At 38.2% G+C, this 25,551-nt stretch carries 15 protein-coding genes; 12 read left to right on the plus strand and 3 right to left on the minus strand.

Features of this window, described 5'->3' with window-relative positions:
• Positions 1 to 31: 31 nt before the first annotated feature.
• Both CG11_RS07720 and CG11_RS07725 read right to left on the minus strand, forming a co-directional pair.
• On the minus strand, positions 32 to 334 hold the full coding sequence (locus tag CG11_RS07720) for a YbaB/EbfC family nucleoid-associated protein (protein WP_052594780.1): 303 nt from the start codon (positions 332 to 334) through the stop codon (positions 32 to 34).
• Positions 335 to 458: 124 nt separating this feature from the next.
• A complete protein-coding gene (locus tag CG11_RS07725; RefSeq protein WP_052594782.1) occupies positions 459 to 2,018 on the minus strand; it encodes an HTTM domain-containing protein in 1,560 nt (519 codons plus the stop codon).
• A gap of 75 nt (positions 2,019 to 2,093) precedes the next feature.
• Between CG11_RS07725 and CG11_RS07730 the strand changes: the two genes are divergently transcribed.
• The 5 genes from CG11_RS07730 to CG11_RS07750 all read left to right on the plus strand — a co-directional run bounded on the left by CG11_RS07730 (position 2,094) and on the right by CG11_RS07750 (position 15,543).
• Positions 2,094 to 3,626, plus strand: coding sequence for a hypothetical protein (locus CG11_RS07730; RefSeq protein ID WP_052594787.1), 1,533 nt, complete (start codon positions 2,094 to 2,096; stop codon positions 3,624 to 3,626).
• Positions 3,627 to 3,647: 21 nt separating this feature from the next.
• Positions 3,648 to 5,522, plus strand: a complete 1,875-nt coding sequence (locus CG11_RS07735) for an FG-GAP-like repeat-containing protein (protein ID WP_052594789.1) — start codon at positions 3,648 to 3,650, stop codon at positions 5,520 to 5,522.
• 193 nt (positions 5,523 to 5,715) lie between these two features.
• The gene (locus CG11_RS07740; protein WP_052594791.1) at positions 5,716 to 11,727 is read left to right on the plus strand and encodes a gliding motility-associated C-terminal domain-containing protein; all 6,012 of its coding nucleotides are present in this window, start codon (positions 5,716 to 5,718) and stop codon (positions 11,725 to 11,727) included.
• Between the two features lie 75 nt (positions 11,728 to 11,802).
• Positions 11,803 to 13,410: a PorP/SprF family type IX secretion system membrane protein gene (locus tag CG11_RS07745; protein ID WP_052594793.1), complete on the plus strand. Its 1,608-nt coding sequence runs from the start codon at positions 11,803 to 11,805 to the stop codon at positions 13,408 to 13,410.
• A gap of 336 nt (positions 13,411 to 13,746) precedes the next feature.
• Positions 13,747 to 15,543: a tetratricopeptide repeat protein gene (locus CG11_RS07750; protein WP_052594795.1), complete on the plus strand. Its 1,797-nt coding sequence runs from the start codon at positions 13,747 to 13,749 to the stop codon at positions 15,541 to 15,543.
• A gap of 77 nt (positions 15,544 to 15,620) precedes the next feature.
• On the opposite strand, the gene CG11_RS07755 is transcribed toward CG11_RS07750, so the two are convergent.
• Positions 15,621 to 16,583 carry a T9SS type A sorting domain-containing protein gene (locus CG11_RS07755; protein ID WP_052594797.1) on the minus strand — a complete coding sequence of 321 codons (963 nt, stop codon included), beginning with the start codon at positions 16,581 to 16,583 and terminating at the stop codon, positions 15,621 to 15,623.
• A 720-nt stretch (positions 16,584 to 17,303) separates the two neighbouring features.
• Between CG11_RS07755 and phhA the strand changes: the two genes are divergently transcribed.
• From phhA to CG11_RS07790, 7 genes are all read left to right on the plus strand, one after another.
• The gene (gene phhA, locus CG11_RS07760) at positions 17,304 to 18,086 is read left to right on the plus strand and encodes a phenylalanine 4-monooxygenase (RefSeq protein ID WP_052594799.1); all 783 of its coding nucleotides are present in this window, start codon (positions 17,304 to 17,306) and stop codon (positions 18,084 to 18,086) included.
• A 222-nt stretch (positions 18,087 to 18,308) separates the two neighbouring features.
• Positions 18,309 to 19,364 (plus strand): 3-dehydroquinate synthase, encoded by a 1,056-nt coding sequence (gene aroB, locus CG11_RS07765; RefSeq protein ID WP_052594801.1) that lies wholly within the window; start codon positions 18,309 to 18,311, stop codon positions 19,362 to 19,364.
• Positions 19,365 to 19,369: 5 nt separating this feature from the next.
• Positions 19,370 to 20,449 carry a chorismate synthase gene (gene aroC, locus CG11_RS07770; RefSeq protein WP_052594804.1) on the plus strand — a complete coding sequence of 360 codons (1,080 nt, stop codon included), beginning with the start codon at positions 19,370 to 19,372 and terminating at the stop codon, positions 20,447 to 20,449.
• Positions 20,450 to 20,544: 95 nt separating this feature from the next.
• Positions 20,545 to 21,885 carry a tRNA (N(6)-L-threonylcarbamoyladenosine(37)-C(2))-methylthiotransferase MtaB gene (gene mtaB, locus CG11_RS07775; RefSeq protein ID WP_052594805.1) on the plus strand — a complete coding sequence of 447 codons (1,341 nt, stop codon included), beginning with the start codon at positions 20,545 to 20,547 and terminating at the stop codon, positions 21,883 to 21,885.
• Between the two features lie 212 nt (positions 21,886 to 22,097).
• Complete coding sequence (locus CG11_RS07780; RefSeq protein WP_052594807.1) at positions 22,098 to 22,760, plus strand: nitroreductase family protein; 663 nt, start codon at positions 22,098 to 22,100, stop codon at positions 22,758 to 22,760.
• A 110-nt stretch (positions 22,761 to 22,870) separates the two neighbouring features.
• A complete protein-coding gene (locus CG11_RS07785; protein ID WP_052594812.1) occupies positions 22,871 to 24,571 on the plus strand; it encodes a GldM family protein in 1,701 nt (566 codons plus the stop codon).
• Between the two features lie 123 nt (positions 24,572 to 24,694).
• Positions 24,695 to 25,549, plus strand: coding sequence for a hypothetical protein (locus CG11_RS07790; protein WP_156039692.1), 855 nt, complete (start codon positions 24,695 to 24,697; stop codon positions 25,547 to 25,549).
• Positions 25,550 to 25,551: the final 2 nt, after the last annotated feature.

Genomic DNA, 25,551 nt, shown 5'->3' on the forward strand with positions numbered 1-25,551 from the left:
CTGTGCAACAAAGCCCAATTACATTTATTTTTTATCCAAACAAACCTCCCAAATCGCCCATACCAGGAGGCAACAACTTAGCCATCATTGCTTTAGACTCCTCTTGTTCCTTAACAGCAGCAGCGGCAATAACTCGATTAGTTGCCTCTAGAATTAAATCTTCCAATTGCTCTTTATCTGTTAAATCCAAAGAAGGGTCAATGCTTACATCTAGTATTTGGCGAGCAGCATTCGCCTTAATTTTTATCATTCCGCCACCTGCTTCTCCTTCAACAATAATAGCTGTTAAAGCATCTTGCATTTGCTTTTTCATTTCCTCCATTCCTCCAAACATAATCTTATTTTTTTATGTGTTAATAAATTATCAATTTCAATCTCTAACCACTACTAAAACAAGGAGCAGTTACAACTAGTACAATCCCATTTCCATTCGTTGAGCTTTCTTTTCTCAACCTTATTTAACGCCAATTACTGGTAGCATCTACGCCATCTTTCTCCAAAAAATCTCGCCACATCTTAAACCGATCTTCTGAATAGACAGGCAGTTCATCACTATACGACCAATCCGTAATCCAAGTTACTGGAGCGGTTGCAGAATAAGGCACTAAAGCGTAATTTAGTGTCGTATCATTGACAAGTTGAGGCGCTCGATTGTTCACAGACTTCCATACTTCCATTTTAATAATTGGATTTTGTACACCACCTTCTTGCACTCGATCTCTAATAAAATGCGCAAATCGCAAAAAGGACTTAGGCGTACGACGCATTTTTCGATATTGCCGATAGTTGATGTATTGATCCAAAGCAATTGGCAATTCTTCTCCCGTTTCTGGCACCACAACCTTCATTCTCCAAGCATCAACGGTATCAATTAACATCATTCTCCAAGCAAATAAATGCCCTTCTCCTGTCCATGAAGGATCTCCCTTGTATAGAAAATGACGAAACGGCAACGTCAATTGAAAAGCAAACCAAATACTTAGAAAAATAAGACTTGCTTTCTTGGGGCTAAATGTGGTCTTGTTTCGATCTGACAATTCCTGAAATCCATTCCCTCTAAAAAACAAATGTACTAAAATTGGGTAAGAAATTAGTTTGATGTATAAATTGGTCCCTTTAAATAAATCCGAAATAAATAGACCATACCCAATTCCTAACATCAAACCAACTGCCAGTACTGCTTTAATAAGTTGATTTTTGTGATAATGCTCATACAACTTTTCTGCCCAATTAGGGGCAAAAAATATAGGTGTGCTTGCTAACATAATAGTCGGAAAATCGCCAATAGACCAAGTAAAATCATTCATGGTATGAAAGGCAACAACAGGCAGCAAAGCCCATCTCCTCCAGCGCTTTGACAAAAGGAAAAAAGCAATGGTTAAATCAAAAACTAAACCTGCATAAGAAATAAAATAGGCCATTTCTGTTGACCGCATCAATGGTTGTAAGGAAGTCGGGTAAAAAGTAGAGGCATCCACCAACCAATACTGCATAGGGAAACCTGCCAACCAATCGTAATGCAATTTAGCGATTCCTCCATAAAAATAAACAATCGCTATTTGCCAACGAAAAATCAAAACTTGCCAATAAGGAACTGTCCGTTCTTCTTTTGTAGAAACGGCTCCCCACCGATCTGCATCTACAATACAGAAAAAGAACAAAAATATAGATACTAAATAAAAGTGATTGTTATAGTGTCCCTTATCTACCAAAAAAATGTAGGTCCAACTCAAAAAAGTTAGCATTGCATTGAGTCGATAATGAATACCCAAAGCAAATAAAATACAGGAACCTATGGCTCCATAAAAGAACACATCTAACCAATAACGTGGCATAAGATGTATCCAATGAAAAAAATCATAGGTGTTGTAAAATTCCGATGGTTCTAAATAATTGACAAAATATTCGTGAAAATTCACAAAATCTTCCAATAAAATAAAACCAAACAAAAGCCTTAGTATCCCTAGAGATGAGGCACTTACTTCTTTAAATAATATGGAGGTATCTGGTAGTTTCATAGGTTATAAAACTAATATTTTATTGTATAAAAATAAAACTTTAGCTAATTTGGAGATATAAAAACAGATACAATTTTGGAAAAACAACAATCATATCGTTCGTGGATACTCTTAGGATTAGGTCTCTATTTATTAATAGCCCTATCCAATCACATTTCTGTTGCGGAGGGGCAATTAGGCTATTTTCTTAGAGAAGGCGCCATCTTTTGGCAACAAGGCGACGTTTTATTGTCTAATAGTTTGAGTTATACGACTCCAGAACACCCCATACAAAACAATCATTGGTTGGCAGCAGTTATTTTTTATAGTATTCATCAAACAATTGGTTTTGCAGGCTTACACCTACTCGTTGCCCTACTTTATGCCATACTTTTTGTTTTTCTATTTCAAACTTTATCTGTAACAACAGTTTACTATCTCGTAAGCCTCTTAATTGGCGGGCTAGCAATTCCACTATTTGCGACGCATAATATTGTAGACCCTGTTTTATTTTCGCATCTATTTTCGATGCTCTATTTTACCATAGTGTACCAATATTTAAGTGGTCAAAAAAACAGTTCTTGGCTATATTCATTACCTTTCCTACAAATTATATGGGTTAATTCGCATACTTACTTTTTTATTGGTTCGATAGTACTATTCTTGGGTTTTATACAAACCTTCATCTATCAAAAAGAAAAGTCGTCCCCTTTACTCATCGTCACCCTTCTTTCTTTGCTTACTTCCTTGGTACATCCTCAGTTTATCAATGGTATGATAGGAGCCTTTAGAGTTGCTTTCTCATCTAGTGAGATTTTACCAATATGGGAACGTACCACATTAGATGCTTATTGGCTTAGTCATTCATATATTTTATTGTATGCACTTATTCTTGGTACTCTTGTGTTATTGGGTGGTATCCTATTGGGCAGTAAAATTAAAACTATTCCCCTTCCATTTTTCTCATTAAGCTCGGTGGCACTCTTTCTTTTTTTCGCTTTTTGGAACAATCAACTCATTTTATTAGCAGGCATCGCTTGGCTTATTGTTTCCTTTCCAATTGCAAATTATTACCAACAAAAGCAAGTTGAAAAAAATATAAAAGACTTTTTTTTACAATACAATCCTCCTGTTTTATCTCTTTATCTTTTAATTCCCACCTTTTTAGTAGCTGGTTTTTATCAACCTATTCACAACTTTGGATATGGATTGAGAGAGAACGAAACAGAAGCCGTTGACTTTATCAACCAAGTTGGTGTTCAAGGTCCGTTTTTTCACAATACGGCAATCAGCGGATTGATGGCTTATGGACTAAAAGAAACACAACCCCTCTATGTTTCTAGTCAAGCATTGGCACACCCAACAAGTTTTCTAACACAACAATATTTCCCTCAGATTTTAGATCCTGTTTCATGGAAAAGCATTCACGATAAATATCAGTTCAATGCCATCCTATTTAGATTGCACAATGAATCCATTCCTCAACTGGAATTTATGGGTAATTTGCTAGGCAATGGACAGTGGGCAATGATTTATTATAAAAAAGATTATGAAGTTATTTTAGTTAAACGCAATGAAAAAAATCAAGCATTGATTCGTCAATACGAGATTATTCCCAATACGGAGTGACCCTCCACAATCCCTTAAAAAATGAACCTACTACTACTATTATTATTAATCCCCCTAGTTACTAATGCTCAAACTTATACAGAAGTCGCACAATCCATAGGTATTCATCATGCCCACAAGGATCTCAATAGAATGGGCGGAGGGTGTGCTTTTTTTGATTATAACAATGATGGCTACGAAGATTTGTATTTGTCAGGTGGCAATGATCGAGATTATCTGTATAGAAATAACGGAAACGGTACGTTCTCAGAAGTTGGAATTGCAGCAGGTTTAGCGTCTACAAGTAACTATCAAACCTTTGGCGTTACAACTGGTGACATTGACAATGATGGCGACAGAGACCTTTTCTTAACGACTTTTATGGATACAGATTCCTTGGGCAACGATTATTTTGTGAACAACAAATTATTTGTCAATCAAGGCAATGGTACCTTTTTAGATCAATCTACTGCGGCAGGAATTACAGATAGCACTATGAGTATTGCCGCTACATTTGGTGATTTTAACAAAGATGGCTTTTTAGATATTTATGTAGCCAACTACTTAGATCACGATGGTCCAATTCAAGACTCTTCAGGCAATCTTATAGGTATCATGGCACAAGGATTTGCCAATTACTATTACATCAATAATGGGGATGGAACATTTACGCAAAGCGCCAATGGCTCCCATGTTATGGATATGGGATGTGGCTTAGCTGTAGCGGCAACAGATTATGATAATGATGCAGATGTGGACATCTATATCGCCAATGATTTTGGAGAATGGAATAGTCCCAATACACTTTACCAAAACAACTACCCTAATCCGCAATTCACAGACGTTAGCATTTCTGCTAATGCCAATATCGGTTTGTTTGGAATGGGGATTGCGATAGGCGATTATAACGAGGATTTGCACCTTGATTATTATGTAACTAATTTAGGTGCTAATGTATTGTTACAAAACAATGGAGATGGGACATTTACGGACACAACTGCTTTTGCAGGGGTCGAGAATGGATGGGTAGATACCTTGCTTAGTACCGGTTGGGGCTGTGCCTTTTTTGATTACAATAACGATAGCTATCTGGATTTATTTGTTGCTAATGGTCAGATTCCAATGCCTTCTACATTTCGTGCTACGCATCCTGAAGATCCCAATAAATTGTACCACAATAATGGAGATGGTACATTTACAGACACCAGTACTTATCTAGGCTTAAATAGTCCTACTATTGCTCATGGAATGGCTTATTCAGATTATGATAATGACGGAGATATAGATTTTGTAGCGGTTGTCATCGATCAAGCTATTCCCTCTGATTCTATGCCTCATACATTGTTCTATCAAAACAATTCAGCTACGAATACATATAATTGGGTGCAACTAAAATTAGAAGGTACCCTCAGTAATAGAGATGCCTTTGGGACACACCTTGTCATCCATGCTGGAGGACGTACCTTTTTACGAGAAATTGATGGTGGCTCTAGCCACGCCTCTCAAAACACTAGTATTCAACATATTGGACTTCAAAATATCCACCAAGTAGATTCTATTGTCGTTTACTGGCCCAATAGTGCCCCTCAGACCTTTTATAATATTAGTATTAACCAACGACACACACTAGTCGAAGGTCAGATAAATCAACATATAGGCTTAGAAAAACAGAACAACCAATTAGAGGTATATCCTAATCCAACGGCTCAACAAATACACATTCGCTTGCAAGAAGAGCCAACCTCTCTTTTTGATATATCCTTATGCAATGTCTTAGGCAACACTGTTTATCAAAGAAAAAACTGTACTCAATCTGAGCTAACTATCTCATTAGAAGCCTTAAACCTACCTTTTGGTCTCTATTACTTAAAAATCGGATCACTCAAAACAAAGAATATTCTTTTTACAAGCAAATAGGTGAAATTTTTATTTAAATATATTGCCTATCACAAAAAAAAATAATAGTTTTAATAGTTTGTTAACATTATTTTCAATTCCAAAAAAGGTAAGCAAATTATCTTTCTGAAAAAAGAAACAGAAACTTGCCTGTAAAAAGAAACAATATAACACTCAGTTAATTACATTACTTTTATTACTAATCAAAAAAACTATGCGAAAGGTATTACGAATTCCTATTCTGGTTTTAATGTTGGGATTGCTGATTCAGCACGCCCAAGCACAAACCAACTGTGGCGACATTATATATGTGTCGCCCACTGGGCTAAGTACCGCCCCTGGTACTATTGGTAGCCCTACTGATTTAGAAACAGCCTTAACAATGGTTACGCCAACAAAGCATAACATTAAGGTGCTGAATGGTATCTACTCATTTTCTAACACATTAAACATTCCTACTAGTGCTGTGCTAGATGGTGGCTATGAAATAGTTGCTGGAGAGTGGGTTAAGAATAGCTCTTTATTAACTAGGCTTGATATTAATGCTCCTTTTACCACTTCTGCTGGAGTTGGGCATTATATTGCAGTCCGCTTGGATGGAGTGACAGACGTTTACATCAAAGATATTTCAATTGTAAACACTAGAAACGCATCTGGTACAACAGGAAATAGAGGTCGTACGGTCTATGGCATCCATGTTGCCAACTCGACCAATTTCTTTTTTTCTCGTTTAGATATTACCACTAGAGATGCGTCCGCAGGGGCTAATGGTGCTACTGGGGCTGCAGGACTCAATGGGTCTAATGGTCGTAGTGGTCATGGAGGAGATGATGATGGTTCTTCATGTGGTGGTGCTGGTGGTGTTGATGACGGACAAGGTGGTAATGGTGCTGGCGGTGGCGGCAATGGAGGTACAGGAGCTGTTACTTGTAACGGCGCTACTAATGGTAGTGTTGGTGTTAATAGTGGTATTTTCCGTGCCGGCGGCGGTGGCGGTGGCGGTGGTGCTGGTGGTACCGATAGTGGTGCCGATGGGCGTCCAGGTGGTCGTGGTGGTAATGGTGGCGCTGGTGCTGCTGGTGGAAATAATGGTAATGGAGGAACAACCCCTTCTTCTTGTGCTGGAAATAATGGAGGTAGCGGCGCGAATGGTGCTATAGGAGCTAATGGTGCGGATGCCAATACTCCACCTCCTGCGGTGACCTTTGCTCAATTTTTCCTCCCTGCTACCCAAGCTCCACAAGGAGCTGATGGTGCTGGCGGCGGCGGCGGCGGTGGCGCTGGTGGTGGCGGCGGTCAAGAAGATGATGGTTCTTTTGGTTGTTTTGCAGATGACGGTTCTGGCGCTGGTGGCGGCGGTGGCGGTGGCGGCGGTCAAGGCGGTCAAGGTGGCTTTGGCGGCTTTGGCGGTGGTGGCTCTTTTGGCATCTATGCTCAAATGGGAAATACCAACCCCAACCTAAACGATATTGCTATTACAACTGGTGCCTTTGGAAATGGTGGCGCTCGTGGTCTTGGCGGTGCTCCTGGTCTTGGTGGACTTGGAGGTGCTAGAGGAACTGGTTCTGGTGGTGATTGTAGCGAAGTTGGCTGTGGTGGTACTGGCGGTCGTGGCGGCAACGGTGGTCGTGGCGGTCGTGGGCAAGCAGGTCGTCCTGGGGTCTCTGTACCTGTACAAGGAACAACCCGAAATGGAACAACTATCCCTAATCCTCGTGAAATAACTGCCTCCATGTTTGGTGGTTGTACCAATTCTGAAATTGTTATCACTAAAGATGGTGGTACTTGGGGAAGTCCTCCTAACAGTATATTTATCAACGACCTTACGGCTAGTACTTCGTCTTATAATACCAACTCTCCTACGGCAATTGTTAGTTATGGTGCCACAGGACACTATGATCTAGTTGTCGATGGTGTAACCTATACTAGTTTTATTTATATCAGAGATACTAGAGCTTTGCCAACGTTTGATCCAGCAATGTCTCCAACAATTTGCGAGGGGCAAACATTTACGATGAACACTCCTGTAACGGCTGCGGCTTACGAGTGGATTCTATTTGAAGGAGCAAACAATACTTCCAATCCTATTGGAATTTACAATACCAAAGTAGCCTCCTTCCCTACTCCTGTAACAGGGGCTACTGTTAATTATCACTTACGCTTAAGAGTAAGAGACGATTGTTGTGGTTGGTCTGCTCCCGTCTACTTTGATTTTGATGCGATTCCTACATCTGCTGGTCCTAGCGTCACACTAGATACAGTTTGCGCAGGTGAGTCAGCAAGCATCACGGTAACAGGCTCTGGTACTTTAAATTGGTTTAGCGATGCTTTGGGACAAGTTAATATTGCTACTGGTCCCGCCCCCACCTTAACGCTAAACACTCCTATTCTTAATCAAAATACCGTTTTTTATGCAGGACAATCTATTGGTTCTTGCTTAGGTCCATTGACTTCAGCAGAAGTTATTGTCAATCAATTACCGAATCAACCAAGTACAACTCCTATTGAAGTCTGTTCAGGAGAAGATGTTGTGTTGACAGCTACAGGGTCTGGTGTTGGCGATTTAGTGTTTTACGATGCCGCTTTGAATGAAGTTGGGCGGACAACCATGTCTTTAGCCGTTCCTAATGCTAGCCTTAATCTTGGACCATTAGCAGTAGGTTCTTATTCTTATTATACAAGAGAAGACAATGGTACTTGTGAATCTCCATTGAATTTGATTGGTGTAACCGTCCATGCTTTGCCTACGGCTCCTACTGCTACAGGAACTACAATTTGTGCAGGTAATTCCGTTAGTTTATCAGCCAATGCTGCGGGGACTATTAATTGGTATAGCGATGCTGCTTTAACCAACTTATTAGCCACAGGTAGCACTTATACAACGGGCAATTTAATGACAACAACCTCTTATTTTGTTACTCGAGCGGATGCCAATAGTTGTGAAAGTTCTGCGACTACTGTTACCGTAACTGTCAACCCAAGTCCTACTGCTCCTACTGCTGCGGGTACTGCTATTTGCTCTGGCAACACAGCTACACTAACAGCAACAGGTGCTGGTGGTATGTTAACTTGGTACAACGATGCTACAGGTACTACTGTTGTAGGAAATGGTGCCTCATTTACAACACCTACTCTGACCCAAAATACCACATACTACGTGCAAGAAATGAATACAACTACAGGTTGTATGAGCACTTTAACTGCGGTGGTAGTTACCGTCAACCCATTGCCAACAATGCCTAGCTCTGGAACATCCGTTATGGTCTGTGCTGGCGAGGATGTTATTTTAACAGCTGTTGGGTCTGGAACAGGAGATCTTGTTTTTTATGACAATACTCCTACTGAAATTGGGCGCATTACTATGAGTGGTGCCCCTACAGCAAATTATAATGCTGGTGCCCTAGCAACAGGCAATTATAACTTTAGTGTCCGGGAAGATAATGGCACTTGTTTATCTGCTGCTACGGCAATTAGTGTTACTGTTAATGCCTTACCTACAGCACCTACTGCTGCGGGCACAAGCATCTGTTCTGGTAATAATGCTACCTTGATGGCCAACACTACAGGAACTGCAAACTGGTATAGCGATGCAGCTCTGACTAATTTAATCCATACAGGATCCGTATACCCAACAGGTAATTTGAATATTTCGACAGACTTCTATGTCACTCAAGTAGATAACAATGGATGCGAAAGCCCTGCAACTACAGTGACCGTTACTGTTAACTCTAACCCGACAGCACCAACAGGAACACCAGATACAATATGTGCAGGAGCTACAGCAACACTGATGGCTTCTGGTGCTGGAGGAACTATAAATTGGTACAGTGATGCTTCTGCTACACTTCAAATCGGTACGGGTACTTCCTTTACGACAAATGTTCTTGCACAATCAACAACTTACTATGCACAGGAAGTTTCTGCTGACGGCTGCTTAAGCCCTCTAACTGCCATAACTGCTGAAGTTAATCCATTGCCTAATACACCTAGCGCAAATACGATTACAGTCTGCCAAGGGCAAGATGTTATTTTATCAGCAACAGGTTCTGGATCAGGCGATCTTGTTTTTTATAACAACAGCAATACAGAAATCGGTCGAGTAACTATGGCTGGTAATCCTAATGCCACTTTTAACCTTGGCGCTTTGGCTGCTGGCAACTATGTCTATTATGCTGCCGAAGATAATTCAAATTGCACATCTGGTTTGGTTGCTATTGGAGTGAGTGTTAATGCCCTCCCAACAGCGCCTGTTGTTGCAGACGTAACAATTTGTGCAGGTACCACAGCAAGTTTAACGGCTGGTAGTACCGTAAATTGGTATAGCGATGCTGCTTTGAGTAATTTATTGGCAACAAGCAACACATTTACAACAAGTACGCTAACAACAACGACCAACTACTATGCAACTACAGTCGATGCCAACGGTTGTACGAGTTTATCAGATACAGTAACAGTAACAGTTGACCTACTCCCAACTATACCCACAACAATGCCTGACACAACTTGCGAAGGCAATGCAGCTACTCTGATGGCTACAGGTAGCGGAGGAACGATCAACTGGTACAGCGATGCTACGGGAATGACTGTATTAACAACAGGTACGACACTAAATTTGCCTATTGTTAATCAGACAACAACCTACTATGTAAATGAAACCAATTCAACAACAGGCTGTGTTAGTAGTATGGGGATGGCAACAGTAGTAGTTCATCCTAATCCGAATCCTCCTAGTGCTTCTAACATCGTAATTTGTAGTGGAGCCGATGTCATTTTAACAGCAACAGGTTCTGGAACGGGCGATCTTGTTTTTTATAATACTAGTAATACAGAAATTGGACGTTTTACCATGTCTTCTGGTAATGCAACAGGGACATTTAATGCTGGACCTTTAGCTGTTGGAAATTATGTCTATTTTGTTGCTGAGGATGCGGGGGATTGTATCTCTACGCTAACTAGTATCAATGTAGAGGTACGTCAACTCCCTGCTGCTCCTACGGCATTTAATGATAGTCCTGTTTGTGAGGGCGAGTCTGTTTTTGTGCAAGCCAATACGATTGTGGGGGCTAATTATAGCTGGACAGGTCCGAATGGATTTAGTACGACACTGCAAAACTTTAGCCTCAACAATGTTACGGCAGCTCAAGCAGGCACCTATAATGTAGCCGTAACCTTGAATGGCTGTACGTCTAACAGTACACCTACGACTGTCACCGTTAATCCTAGACCTGTTTTAAATCCATTAACTAGTAATAGCCCACTTTGTGAGTTAGATGCTTTAGACATCACAACGACTCCTGTTGCTGGTGCTACCTATGCTTGGACAGGTCCAAATGGTTTCGCTGCTACTACACAGAATGTTAATATACCTAGTGTTTCTGAAACAGATCATCAAGGATTTTATACATTAATTGCAACAGATGCTAATGGTTGTGCTTCATTACCTTTGTCTACGCTTGTAATGATTACAGCCCTTCCTGACGCAGGTATGGCTTCTAACAATAGTCCTGTTTGTGTTGGAGAAGAAGTTAAATTGCAAGTTCCAGAAATATTTGGTGCAACTTATGCATGGACAGGTCCAAATGGTTTCACCTCGACTAATCGTACGCCTAATTTCAATGCAACTATTGGAGATACAGGAACGTATTCTGTCGTTGTAACCGTTAACAACTGCTCTTCCACATACACCACAGAGGTAGAGATTGCTCCAAGTCCATCTATTGTAATTATGCCAGATACAACAATCACATTAGGCACCTTATTAGAACTTTCTGTTACAGGTGGGGTGACTTACGAGTGGATACCTGCTACTCATTTAAACAATGCAACAATTCCAAATCCAATATTTACAGCTCCTGGTGTGGGAACGTATACCTATGTTGTAAAAGGATATAATGCTTTAGGCTGTTCTAGTATGTCTCCTAAACTTTTGATTACAGTAGAACAACCAGCGGTTGAAGACTTAAAAATTGTTGACTTATTTACACCAAATGGCGATGGGGTGAACGACTATTGGCCAGTAGACTTTTTGCAAGATCCTGCAATTGGACCATATACATTGCAAATTGTCTCTCGTGGCGGAATGGAAGTTTTAAACACTCAAAATTATCAAAATGACTGGTATGGTACTTATAATGGTAAAGATTTGCCCGATGGTACCTACTGGTACATTATTCGTCTAGAAAATGATGACACGATTATCAAAGGTGCTGTCACTATTAAACGATAAAATGACTTTCTATTGCTATGGAACTGCTCTGCGGAGTAGTTCCTAGCTAAGAAAGTTTTCAAATTGAAAATTATTATGATAAAAATAATTCAAAAATGTATAGGAGCAGCCTTGTTGTTTAGTGCCTTTCATCTTCAAGCACAACAACTACCTTTGCTCAATCATTACATTTACAATCCATATCTGTACAATCCTGCTCGTACAGGTCAAAATGACTTTGGAACAGCAAGTTTGCATTTTAAAAAGCAATGGACCTCTTTACCTAGCTCTCCTTTTAGTGGCGTTGTTAGTGTAGAATCGCCTATCAAAACAGAGAAATTAGGGAACATGGGACTTGGAGGAATGTTGTACGTTGACCAATTACACATTACTACTAATGTTGGAGGGATGGCCACCTATGCTTATCATATCCCGTTTCAAAAAGAGATTGATTTTAAGCATGGTCTGAGTGCTGGACTTTCTTTGGGTTTTGTCCACCAACGATTTAATTACCCTGATGCTACCGTAGAAAATCCTAATGACAATCAATTATTACCTTCTGAAAGTAGTGGGACGTCATTTGATTTCAGTGCTGGCTTAGATTATCAATGGAAGGAGTTACACGTTGGGGTTTCTATGCTTCAAGGTCTAAATACTGGTCTTCGATTGTTAAATGGCAGTCAAAGCGATCTTAGGTATATCAATACCCGTCAATGGTTGGTCTCGGCAAGCTATAAGCATTTGTTTGGACCTGAAGACAAAAAACATCGAGTGTATTTGCAACCAATTTTTATGGGTAGAATCATAGAAGACATTCCTTTTCAAGCTGAAGCTAATGTAATTGTTGGTTTAGATGGAATGGGATGGCTTGGTATTGGTTACCGTTCTAGTAATAATACGACTGCAACCTCTTCTATTGATGTAACCCTAGGAGTTGAAATCAAACGCCAATTTATTTTTGCCTACACGTTTGGAATTGGTGTAGATGCCAATATGAATGCTAGTATGGGGACGCAGCATGAGATGATGCTGGCTTATCGTTTTGGTGAAAACAAAAAGATCAAGCAATTGGAAAACAGCATGAAGGAAATGGAAGCTAAAAATCAAGCTTTGCAGTTGAATATTGAAAATAATCGAAAAACAGTTGATTCGTTGCAAACTGTTCTCAAAGAAACCAATTCGGTTATTGAGAAAAACACCAAGTCTATTGAGCAACAAGGGAACGCAATCAAAGAGAATAGTTCTAAAATTCAAAAACATGATTCTGCTATCAAAAAGAATCAAGATGAAATTAATGAACTTAGAAAAATGCTTGAAAATCAACCGTTGAAATACAAAAAAATTGGTGAAGTATTTTTTGATAATGGCTCTACTAAATTAGGGGCTACTTCAGAAGCCAATCTAGATGCGGTAAAACAAGCATTAGACCAAGCCAAGGCTAGAGGAAACGAAATTCGTGTTTACATCAAAGGCAATGCTAGTACTGATGGTAATGCCAAACGAAACATGGAATTGTCCATGCGTCGCGCAACTGCTGTTCGTCAATATCTAGTTAACAAAGGGTTGAATGGTGATGCTGTTACGCTCATTCCGATGGGAGAAGAAGATCCTACCGATGGTACCAAAGCGAATACAAATGGTGACTCGAAAGATCGACGCGTAGATATTATTTTTACAGAGAAAAAACCAAAAGGTAGATTATAAACCTTTTTAATTTCAAATTCATACATAGAGGCTACGTCTTAGGACGTAGTCTTTTTTTTGTTTATTCCCTTGCCAACTTGTTGGATCAATTATTTTTGTCGTTAGAACTATCTTAAAAAGAGATGCTCTATAAACCTAACTTCCTCCCAAACATCCTAGTTGTTTCTATATCAGTCTATTTCTTATGATATAAAACCGAATAAGTCTATGAGAAACAAACCATTTTTATTTACTTTTGATATTCTAACAGTTCGTTGATTAGTCGCTCTGCTACTGCATGGTTTCAACAAACTACTGATATTTCCAATAGCCAAACAAAGTACATAACCATAAAAGATGACGTACATCAGTCCAATTAAAACCTATTTTAACACAACTCTGAAACATTCCCCCTCTCTGATTAGTCTACTACTTGTTATTTTTTTAATAACAGGCAAAAAGAGCTATGCACAAACGCCTTCTAATCAATTAATAAAACAATCCCAAAAGTTCTTTTATACCAATCCTGATAGTGCCCTGTTCTATGCCCAAAAAGCATTAGAACAATCTAAAATAGAGCAAGATAGTCTACAAATAGCCTGTGCCTTAAAAACAATAGGTATTGTCTATTCATTTACGCAGCAATACAAAAAGTCTGTTTCATTCTATTACGATGCCCTTCAATTATTTGGACAACTAAAAGAAGCCAAGCAAATTGCTCAGACAGAAAATAATCTTGCAATAGTTTATAGAGACTTAGGACTATATGAGCAAGCGGCTGCCTTGCACCTCAATACTTTGCGTTTTTTTGAGTCAATTGAGGATACGCTACGTATATCACAGGTATACAATAACCTTGGGATTACTTATGAAAAAATAAAAGATTTTAAAACCGCTCTAAAGTATTATAACAAAGCTTTAAACCATACCGCTAAGCAAGACTCTATAACGATAGGGTGCATTTATTTAAATCTAGGAGTTGTATATGATTTGCGAGATCAAAATGATACGGCTCTATACTTCTACCAAAAGGCAGCTTTTATATTTAGTGCTATACAATCGTTAGACGATTTGGCAAGTACTTATTTAAATATGGGCGCCTTACATATCAAGACACTTACACTGGATTCCGCATTATACTATCAAGAAAAGGCTTATCAGTTACAAGAAGATTTTTTTCAAAATGACGTATCTTATTATACTCAATTAGGTGAAATTTATTACAAAAAAAAGGATTACCAACAAGCCCTAAAGCATTTAGATCATGCTTATAAACTAAATTCCAAAGTAGGAAGTCAAAAAAAATTGTTGGCTACACTGGGCTGGTTAAGAGAAACCTATGCTGCCCTTGGACATTATGCTCAAGCATATGCGTATACTGTTCAGGAAAAAATGCTCAAAGATAGTTTGTATACTTCTGAACGAATAAAACTGGTAGAAAGCTTAGAAATTCAATACGATGTCGAGAAAAAAGAACAGCAAATTGTTGTATTAAATGATCACTTAGAGCTAGAACAAAACAAAAGACTTTTGGCGGAACAGCAAGCAAAAATTCAACGCATTTATCAAAATGTATCTATTGTTGGTATTTTTATAGCCTTACTCTTTGTTGCCTTGCTTGTTAATCGGATGAGAATTCGAAAAAAACTTTTTTTAACGCGTGAGGCGGCCCTTCAACAACAGCACAAAATTTCAGAACTAGAGCGTCAGCAGTTGCAAGCAGATCTCGAACACAAAAATAGGGCACTCAGCAACTTGGCACTAGCTGCGGTACAAAAGAATGAAATGTTGGATTCATTAGAAGAAAAATTACACCTACTCACGCAAGAAAATCAAAAAGCAGCCGTCTCTATCAAGCCTATCCAAAAATTACTCAAACAGCAGGTTGCTATTGAGGAAGACTGGAATGAATTTAAAATTCACTTTGAGGAAGTCCACCCCGATTTTTATAAAAAACTATTAGCTGCCTCCGATGCTTTGACTCAAAACGACTTGAAACACTGTACTTACATGAAGGTCAAATTGGATAGCAAGGAAATTGCCAGAATTATGGGAATTTCACCCAAAAGTGTCCAAATGTCTCGCTACAGGATTAAGAAAAAATTACAGCTAGGCAAGGAAGATGATTTATTTGCGTTTATTGAACGCTTATAAACAGTAGCTTGAAGTAGACACAGCTTATCTGACAATTGTTCCTGTGACTACTTCAAGCTACTGCTTTGTCAAACAATCTACTTATTGACAACCAATGGCTTTGTCATACGCTCTTCTCCGACTTCTACAGTACAAAAATATTGTCCACTTGCCACTTTTTGGAGATTAACATCAATTTGATGCTCGCCTGCTGCCAATTTATTGTAGTTTTTACTCCAAACTTGTTGCCCTTCTGCATTGGTCAGACTTACCTTTACTTTTGTTGAGGTCTCTGCTAAATTCAGTAAAATTGTAGTTTGACTAATAGCTGGATTAGGGTATGTATTCAAGGTAAATCCCTGCTGTTGCACTTCTTCAATATTGGTCTTTGAGTTGATTGAAGTGTTGCCTTTGCGTTCTTTGGGTGCTTTCATTTCGCCATCCCACAAAACAAATCGAACTGCCCGCTTTCCTTTTCTAGGATGTCCTTCTGAGGTTTTGTGTGCTCCTCCTTTTTTTCTTTCCTCCTTACATTCTTTTCGTTTTGCTTTTTCTGCTTCCGATAAATATTTATCTAATATAGCTTCTTTCTTCGCTTTCCACGCCTCATGATTTGCCTTCATAGGTTCCATTGATTCTTTAATCAAATCCTTATTGCGCTCCATAAAAGGCTTCATAGATTCCATAAGTGCTTTCCGTTTTTCTCTTAACGGCTCCAACTTACTTTGGCGCATTGCACGGATTTCATCCCTACTTTTACCCGTTTCTTTGTATGTTCTCATCTCCTTATGTAGTAAACGCATTTCAGTATGCAAGGCTTTTTCTTCTATTCTTTTTTGTGCCAAAAAGTCTCTATCCTCTTGTTTCAAAGCTGCTAGAAATTGATCATGTGCTGCCTTTTTGATCGGGTAAACTTCTTCCTTATGAAATTTTTGCAAAGCCGCTCGCGCTTCTTTATTTAATTTTTGAGGATGCTTATGTCTTTTTTTATGTCCTTCTTGTGCCCATACGGCATTTAAACCCAGTCCTATTACTAATATTACTAACAATACTTGCTTCATCTTATTTATTATTTTATGAATATTTAATTTTATTTTTTGAACAATTACTTAAACCATCACCCCGTTTAAAAATCGTATCAACCTAATTATCAGCAAGATAATTTTTATATTTTTACTTCGTGAGCCTACGGGTTCGTAGAAAAACTAAACTTGCCAAGTAGGTTTGTGCTACTAGCACAAAAGCCCAAGTTCATGACCAGAGGGAACTAGTCTTGCGCTCTCATGAGCGAACCGAGCATAGCGAGCTCACGACCGAAGGGAGTAACAAAGCGAACAATAATCAACGGAGTATTATCAAACAATAATGTGTTTAAATTACCCTGTTGCCTCCTTAGAGTTGAAAGAAATGAAAAGGTTTAATACGTACTAGTATAAATTTTAATATCGCCAAGTACTTTGTTCCTCTTTTGATAATAATGCGATGAAAACTTGCTTTTTTAATATAGCTATCCTATATTCGTTGCATTACTCCGTTGAAGAACAAAACAAATAATGAGTACAGCAACTAAATATTTTAACACATCTTACTACTACTGGTATTTTATACTTAGTGGACAGGATGTCTTATGCCGTTGCTTGTAACTTCTACGATAACGATATAGAATTTAAAATCCTAGTCCACTTTTGGGCTAGGATTTTTTTTGTTTAAACAAACCATATTTCTTCACTTTTGAGTAAAAAGATATTTAATAATTACTCAAAGATTACAATCAAAACAGCATGAGACAAGAGTATGATAAATACACTGCCGAGCACCACCAAGTATGGGCATTGATGTACCAAGAACAAATGGATATTTTAACATCTAGAGCTACAAAAACCTATCTTAAGGGCATCGAAACAGTTCAATTTGAAGAGGACAAAATCCCGCGTTTCACGATAGTAAATAAAGCCTTAAAGACATTGACAGGCTGGCAAGTTTATGCTGTTCCTGGAATTATTGACAACAAGCCTTTCTTTGAATTATTAGCACAAAAACAATTTCCTGCTACAACTTGGATGCGGAGTCTGGCACAACTAAAATACATTGAAGAACCAGATATGTTTCACGATGTTTTTGGTCATGTTCCGCTATTGAGTGAACCCTACTTTGCTGGATTTCTAAACGGATTAAGTCAAATAGCTCTAGAGTTTATCGAATCTCCCACTGCGGTTGAATTAATGGCGAGAATTTATTGGTATACGATTGAGTTTGGACTGATAAAGGAAGAGGAAACGATTAAGATCTATGGTGCAGGTATTTTATCCTCTCCTGGTGAATCCGTTTACTCCCTAAGCGATCAACCCGAGCATTTTGCTTTTGATTTGGACAAAATATTAGGTACTCCTTACATTAAAGATAAGTTTCAAGCACAGTACTTCATTACAGAATCTTACCAACAACTATACAACAGTTTGCCTCAACTAAAAGAACGAATCAAACAAGCAGTTGAGTCCAATTTAGTTGTTGAAGATGGTCAAGCATTTAATTTTGAAGATTTGCTCGTCACTATAAATAACTAAAGTAATCCGATTGCACTATCTAATGAAATGCTAGTGTAATCGGATTCGTTATTTGGTAACAATGACGTTGTTTAAAATTAAGTAAGCACTCAAAATTATTATTCCACATTTTCCCAACCTTTTGAGTTAATCTTGCTTCAAAACCCAATACAAAATATAATTTAAGCTAATTCTGCTTTCTTGCTCGCTAAGAATTGGTTTTATGAGAAATAAAAACACCGTATGATACAACTACAGGATTATTCTATTCATTTTCAAGATAAAAATTTTGCGCTCCTAAGAGAACAACTAACAACAAATGCTTACTCTAAAATTTTTGTCTTAGTAGACAGCAATACCAACCGACACTGTTTGCCCATTCTTCAGAATGCTCTAGAAGGGATAGAATTGCATATTATTACCATACAAGCTGGAGAAATTCACAAAAATATAGAAACCTGCCAATTCATTTGGAAAGCTCTGATGCAACAAAAAGCAGATCGAAAGTCTGTTCTTTTGAACTTAGGAGGGGGTGTTATTGGCGACATGGGAGGCTTTTGCGCCAGTACTTTCAAGCGTGGAATTGATTTTATACAAATTCCAACCACATTGTTAGCGCAAGTAGATGCGTCTATTGGTGGTAAGTTAGGGGTTGATTTTGAATTGGTCAAAAATAGTATTGGTTTATTTAACAATCCCCAAGCCGTCTATTTGTATACCGATTTTTTTAAAACATTACCCAAAAACGAACTGTATAGTGGTTATGCAGAAGTTGTCAAACATACTTTGATTCAGAATAAAGAGGCATTTCTACAACTCAATCAAATGGATTGCATAGAGCATTCTGATTGGGAATCGTTGGTAAAAGATTCTTTGTATATTAAGAAATCCATTGTTGAACAAGACCCTTTCGAGGAAAACATTCGCAAAAGCCTTAACTTTGGGCACACCATTGGGCATGCCATCGAAAGTTTGAGCTGGGAAACAGATGCACCTTTACTACATGGAGAAGCCGTTGCAATTGGTATGATTGCAGAATGCTATTTGAGCTACAAACTACTTGGTTTGCCCCAACATGAATTGGATTTGATTGGGCAATATTTAAAATCATTATACGCTAAATTTGACCTCCATAAAATTCATTCCACCAATATTATCACCCTCATTCAACAAGATAAAAAAAACGAACACCAACAAATCTGTTTCACTTTATTGAATAAGATTGGTGCATTCAAAATCAACATACATGCTTCTGAGGCACTTATTTTAGAATCCTTAGCGTATTATAATAATCTATAAAAATCATGGCAGGCAACACATTTGGAAAAATATTTAAAATCACCACCTTTGGAGAATCACATGGAACAGGTATTGGAGTTGTTATTGATGGCTGTCCAGCAGGAATAGAATTAAATTTAGCTTATATTCAACACCAGCTCAATCGCCGCAAACCAGGACAATCCAAAATCGTCACACAACGCAAAGAGGCAGACGAATTTGAAATTCTATCGGGCGTATTTGAAGGCAAAACAACGGGCACCCCCTTAACACTATTCATTGCCAATACTAATCATAAATCAAAGGATTACGATCATATCAAAGATAAACTTCGTCCCTCTCATGCCGACTTTACTTATCGACAAAAATACGTCAATAGAGATTACCGTGGTGGTGGTCGTGCCTCTGCTCGTGAGACCGCAGCAAGAGTAGCAGCAGGGGCCATCGCTCAACAAATTTTGGAACAAAAAGGTATCGTCATTACCGCTTATGTCAGCCAAGTTGGTCCTTTGGAAATACAGCAACCTAAAGAAGAATTGGATTTTTCGCTAATTGAAGCAACCCCTGTACGTTGCCCAGATATTTCAAGAGCAAAAGAAATGGAGGCGTACATTAAGCAAATAAAAAAAGAAGGCGATACAACAGGCGGTGTCGTTAGTTGCGTCATCCAAGGTTGCCCAGTCGGATTGGGTGAACCTATTTTTGACCGTTTGCATGCTGAACTAGGCAAAGCTATGTTAAGTATCAATGCTTGCAAAGGCTTTCAATATGGTTCTGGATTTGACGGGGTTTGTATGAGAGGTTCGGAACACAATGATATTTTTATCAATGATAATGGTATAATTAAAACCACTAGTAATTACTCTGGCGGGATTCAGGGTGGTATTTCTAATGGTATGGATATTTATTTTAGAACTGCTTTCAAACCTGTTGCAACTATCATGCGCCCTCAACCTTCTGTTGATGTTAATGGCAATTCGGTTACTGTAACGGGCAAAGGTCGACACGATCCATGTGTGGTACCAAGAGCAGTCCCGATTGTAGAGAGTATGGCAGCACTAGTTTTGATAGATTATTATTTATTAGCGAGGACAGATCACTTCTAATATGACCATCTACTAACAATACTGTAATTACAAATTAGGAGAGTTCTACAAAAAAGCATATTTTTGTGTTTTGTTTTCATAAAAAATAAATTGTTGTGGCAACACCAAAAACCGTAGCTTTTCACACCTTGGGCTGCAAATTAAATTATTCTGAAACTTCCAGTATTGGACGTTTATTTGAAGAAGCAGGATATAATGAAGTAGCATTTAAAGAAGCTGCTGATATTTATGTAATTAATACTTGCTCCGTAACAGATTTTGCAGATCGAAAATGTCGAAAAACTGTTCGAAAAGCACTACGCCATTCCCCTAATGCCTTTGTAGTAGTGGTTGGATGTTATGCCCAATTAAAACCAGATGAAATTGCAGAAATACCAGGCGTTGATCTAGTCTTGGGTGCTGCTCAAAAGTTTAGAATTCTAGATTATGTAGATGACTTGAGCAAAGCCCCTTCCAAGGGAATGGTAAAGGCAGGCGACGTCAAAGAAGCTAATGAGTTTGTCAATGCTTTTTCGTTTGGCGATCGCACCCGCTCTTTCTTGAAAGTACAAGATGGTTGCAATTATAAATGTTCTTTTTGTACGATTCCTCAAGCTAGAGGTGCTAGTCGAAGCAATACCATTGAAAGTATTGTCCAAAATGCACAAGAAATTGCAGCTATGGGTATTAAAGAAATTGTACTAACAGGGGTTAATATTGGAGATTTTGGCAATGGTACGGAAGTTATTGAGGGGCTAAAGCCTAAAAAAGAGGCACTTTTTATTGATTTAATCAAGGATTTAGATTTGGTTGAAGGGATTGAGCGTTTTAGAATTTCTTCAATTGAGCCCAATCTATTGACGAATGAAATCATTGAATTTGTAGCCAACTCCAACCGCTTTGTACCTCATTTTCACATTCCGTTGCAATCAGGTAATAACAAACAATTGAGAGCCATGCGCCGCCGTTACAAACGAGAATTATATGCCGACCGAGTAGCTTCTATTCGTCAGCATATGCCGCATTGTTGTATTGGTGTTGATGTCATTGTGGGTTTTCCTGGCGAAACCGATGAAGATTTTAAAGAGACCTATCAATTTATTCAAGAACTAGACATTTCTTATTTACACGTTTTCACCTATTCTGAACGGGCTAACACCCCTGCTGCCGAAATGGATGACGTTGTCCCCGTCCACATTCGAAGAGAACGAAACGAAATGTTGCGCATTTTATCTGAAAAGAAACGTCGTCATTTTTATGAGCAATATATTGGCACTCAGCAAGTCGCTTTGTTAGAGGGTAAAAATGTAGAGGGCAAAATGACAGGCTTTACTCAAAACTATATTAAGGTTGCTGTTGATTATGATGAAAAACTTATCAATCAATTAGTTCCAGTACAATTGAACCAACTGACTCATCGAGAAGAGGAGTTGATGGTTGATGCTATTATTTTATAATGTTATATTAAGTAGTACTCCGTTGAAAAATTAACGGAGTTTTGTTGTATTAGTAGTTCGTTGATTAGCTCCCTGCGGTCGTGAGATCGCTATCGCTTAGTTGTTTACTTTTTTACCAAAAAGATAAAAAAGCACATTTATATTAGTTTTTCAACGAACTATTGTTGTATCAAAAGCTAAAAATATTCTTGTAACTATAAAAAACACCACCAATGAGCAAGTATCCATTTATCCCTCATTCTCGCCCCGTCCTTTCTGACGAGCAACTGCTAGAAAACTCTAAAACTTTTTATGAAGAGATGGATACTCGTCGTACCGTGCGACATTTTTCTAGTCGCCCTGTTCCCAAAGAGGTGATTGAAAATATCATCAAGACAGCTTCGACGGCTCCTTCTGGTGCACACAAACAACCTTGGACATTTGCAATTATTAGTTCTCCTGACATGAAGCGCAAAATTCGAATTGCCGCAGAAAAAGAAGAGCAAGAAAATTATCATGGAAGAATGTCTGAAGAATGGATTAGAGATTTAGAACCCCTTGGCACGGATGAACACAAACCATTCTTGGAAGATGCTCCTTATTTAATTGCGGTCTTTAAGAAAGCTTATGACATTCATCCAGAAGGCAAACGCAAGAATTATTATGTAAATGAATCGGTTGGATTAGCCGCAGGTTTTTTGATTGCAGCCATTCATCAAGCGGGTTTGTGTTCCTTAACGCACACACCTAGCCCAATGAATTTTCTAGAACAAATCTTAGAACGTCCTAAAAATGAACGAGCTATTTTGTTGTTGCCTGTCGGCTATCCGTCAGAAGAAGCGGTTGTTCCAGATATTCAACGCAAGCCACTAGAAGAAGTTTCTGTTTGGTATTGAACTTAGTTGATGCATTCAGCCTAGGCGCAATATCATCACTTCGTTGAAACTACAACATTAGTAGTTAGCTACGCTGCTACTATTGAACATAAAACCTTAAAACAATTGACATGAAACTAACACTAACTTACCTGACCTTTTTTGTACTTAGCCTTGCTAGTATTTTCAGCTCCTGTGAGCAACCCCAAAACCCAATAAACTCCCCTTCTCCCGATGATGAAAAAGTACTTACTAAAAAGGAAGAGACCACTCCTTTATCTTCGACTACCTCCTATAATGATTTTATAAGTTCGATGCGTAATTTAAAAGCAATTAATACTTATATCGAATCGTCTAATCAACAATTGGTCAGTTCAATGGATGCAACGGTAGTACATAAACAGCAATATCAACCACTGGTTTCTACTGCTTTTCAAATACAAAGCTTAACCACCGAATTTCATCAATATATCTATGCTTTAAAGGATTTGATGGCGCAAGAATCAAAAGGAGTTTATACACAATTTGATAGTGAAGCCAAAGCAAATTCTGACCTTATTGGAATGCCAAAAGATGGTGAGAACAAAGAAGTTGTTGAGCAAGTTTTTATCACAGGAAAATACGGCGGCGTGAACACTCAGGAACAACAAGGTCCTGTTCTCTACAACAAGTTAAATCAATTAATAAAAGACTATCTACATGTTGTTGGTAATCTCTGGAAAGACGGTGGTATTCGGGCAACTATATTTGCTGATTCCTACAAAAAAGAAGCCTTTGTCAAACGTATCAGTGAAGCTATTTTATTAAATACTTTTCATAAAAGCCTTGGCACATCCAATTGGGTGGAAGATAATTTTCAAAACAAAACGCTCCAAGAGGCTTATCTTAGTCTAACCTCATTGCAAAGTCAGGTTAACTTATCGGCAGCAGCAGTATTAAAACCGTTGTCTGAGCAAATGGGTAAATTAGAACTTACTTACGATCGGTTTGATGTCTTTACACAGTCTTCGAAGTCTTATGTTTTGTTAGGCGAAACTTATGAGAGTGAAATAATGCTAGGCGCCTATTCTTCTCAAGCCAATTTTGCGGTTTCTGTTGATGGACGTGGTCTTTCTGTCATAGATGGAAAAGCAATCTATTCTACTCCTACATCTAAGGTTGGGGAACACAAGTATACTGCCAAAATAGCTGTTCAAAATCCATTGACAGGAGAAACAGAAACCTTCAACAAAACATTCAAATATGAAGTCGGTCAACCTGCATTTACTGCCTCTGCCGACAAGCAAAATATACTATACATTGGCGTTGACAATCCTATTACGATTGCAGCAGCTGGTGTTGCTTCTTCAGCTCTAAAAATATCTGCTGTTGGCGCTTTCTTAAAAAAATCAAGCACTACTACAGGATACATCGCTCAGGTTCAAAAACCTGGAGAGGTTATCATCACAGTAAAGGATATACAAAAAGGACGTGCATTTCCATTTAAGTTTATCGCTAAAAAAATCCCCAATCCTGTGCTTAAATATGGTACTTATACCGATGGGACGATTTCTTCAAAGGATTTCAAAGCACAAACTAAATTAATGGCTGTCCTAGAAGACTTTGACTACGATGCTCAATGTACCATTCAATCTTTTAGGTTAACGTATACTAGAAAACGACAAGATGCCGTAGAACTAAATGGAAAAGGAGGGCATTTATCTGGACAAATTAAAAGTGCGATTCAACAAGCCAAACCTGGTGATCAGTATGCTTTTACAGACGTACATGTCCGTTGTTCTGGAGACAAAAGTACTCGTCGAATCAGTGGTCTAGCATTCGCTATCAAATAATATATATAGCATCTTGTATTCTTTTTAGAATTTTTCATTATGAGATCGTAAAGCATAAATTGTATTATGTTTTACGATTTTTTTTGATCTTATTTTTGCTTATTTATGTATAATATTTTGCTTTTGGGATGTCTTATTTTGGGGTTAAACAGCTGCCAGCATGCTATATCTATAAATGATAGCCAATCGTTAATTAATACTCAACGAAATAATTTAAAAACATTTCAATTATTAATTCAAAATCAAGTAGATAATGTCACCAATGAAGCTATCAAAAACAGAATAAAAAAGATACAATATATTACAATCAACCTTTATGACCGTATTGAATTGTATTATCAACAATTATCCAATTTTCCTACTGAAAAGCCATCTTCATATGTATCTCAATTGAATCTTTTTCAATCCGAAGCAGATTCTTTGCAAGAGAAGTACCTTCTACTTATAAGTGCAGTTTGGGATAATGAAGACATTAAAGGAACTATTGGAGATTCTAGCCAAAGAATAACAGCACTTCAACAAATAAAGCGTCAATTAGTTCCTCTACATGAATTGAGAAAAAATCTAGTACACAATCAACAATCTCAACAAAATGCTCTTCTTCAGTTGAGTCACCTTCAACATCAAATAAAGCAAAATGAATATGCATTTATTCACTTCTTAGCGCATCAAACAAAATACGTAAGAATTTGTGGTGGTTCCCCTTATTCTATCTTAGTCACTAGTCCTAAACCTTGTATACGACTAGGTGAAACCTACAAGGCAGCAATAACCCTAAAAACGTTCCATTCTCCTCAATTACTAGCTGCTCAAATTAATCAAGATAACCTTTCAATTACAAATAACTCCTGTATCTACCAAACTAAAGCTGCCAAAGTAGGAGAAGCAGCTTATCATGTTACTCTAACCTTTACCCATCCTAATTCAACCCAAACCATTACCCAAACACAAGCCTTTTATTTTGAAACAACTCCCTAATT

This window comes from Aureispira sp. CCB-QB1 (genome assembly GCF_000724545.1).
In the GTDB taxonomy this organism is placed as follows: Bacteria; Bacteroidota; Bacteroidia; order Chitinophagales; family Saprospiraceae; genus Aureispira.

Bases quoted from the DNA above. Each gene is read 5' to 3' on its own strand.
- CG11_RS07745 (WP_052594793.1), top strand. From the start codon at position 11,803: ATGATAAAAATAATTCAAAAATGTATAGGAGCAGCCTTGTTGTTTAGT.
- CG11_RS07750 (WP_052594795.1), top strand. From the start codon at position 13,747: ATGACGTACATCAGTCCAATTAAAACCTATTTTAACACAACTCTGAAA.
- aroB (WP_052594801.1), top strand. From the start codon at position 18,309: ATGATACAACTACAGGATTATTCTATTCATTTTCAAGATAAAAATTTT.
- aroC (WP_052594804.1), top strand. From the start codon at position 19,370: ATGGCAGGCAACACATTTGGAAAAATATTTAAAATCACCACCTTTGGA.
- CG11_RS07780 (WP_052594807.1), top strand. From the start codon at position 22,098: ATGAGCAAGTATCCATTTATCCCTCATTCTCGCCCCGTCCTTTCTGAC.
- CG11_RS07735 (WP_052594789.1), top strand. From the start codon at position 3,648: ATGAACCTACTACTACTATTATTATTAATCCCCCTAGTTACTAATGCT.
- CG11_RS07720 (WP_052594780.1), bottom strand. From the start codon at position 334: ATGTTTGGAGGAATGGAGGAAATGAAAAAGCAAATGCAAGATGCTTTA.
- CG11_RS07755 (WP_052594797.1), bottom strand. From the start codon at position 16,583: ATGAAGCAAGTATTGTTAGTAATATTAGTAATAGGACTGGGTTTAAAT.
- phhA (WP_052594799.1), top strand. From the start codon at position 17,304: ATGAGACAAGAGTATGATAAATACACTGCCGAGCACCACCAAGTATGG.
- CG11_RS07785 (WP_052594812.1), top strand. From the start codon at position 22,871: ATGAAACTAACACTAACTTACCTGACCTTTTTTGTACTTAGCCTTGCT.
- CG11_RS07725 (WP_052594782.1), bottom strand. From the start codon at position 2,018: ATGAAACTACCAGATACCTCCATATTATTTAAAGAAGTAAGTGCCTCA.
- CG11_RS07740 (WP_052594791.1), top strand. From the start codon at position 5,716: ATGCGAAAGGTATTACGAATTCCTATTCTGGTTTTAATGTTGGGATTG.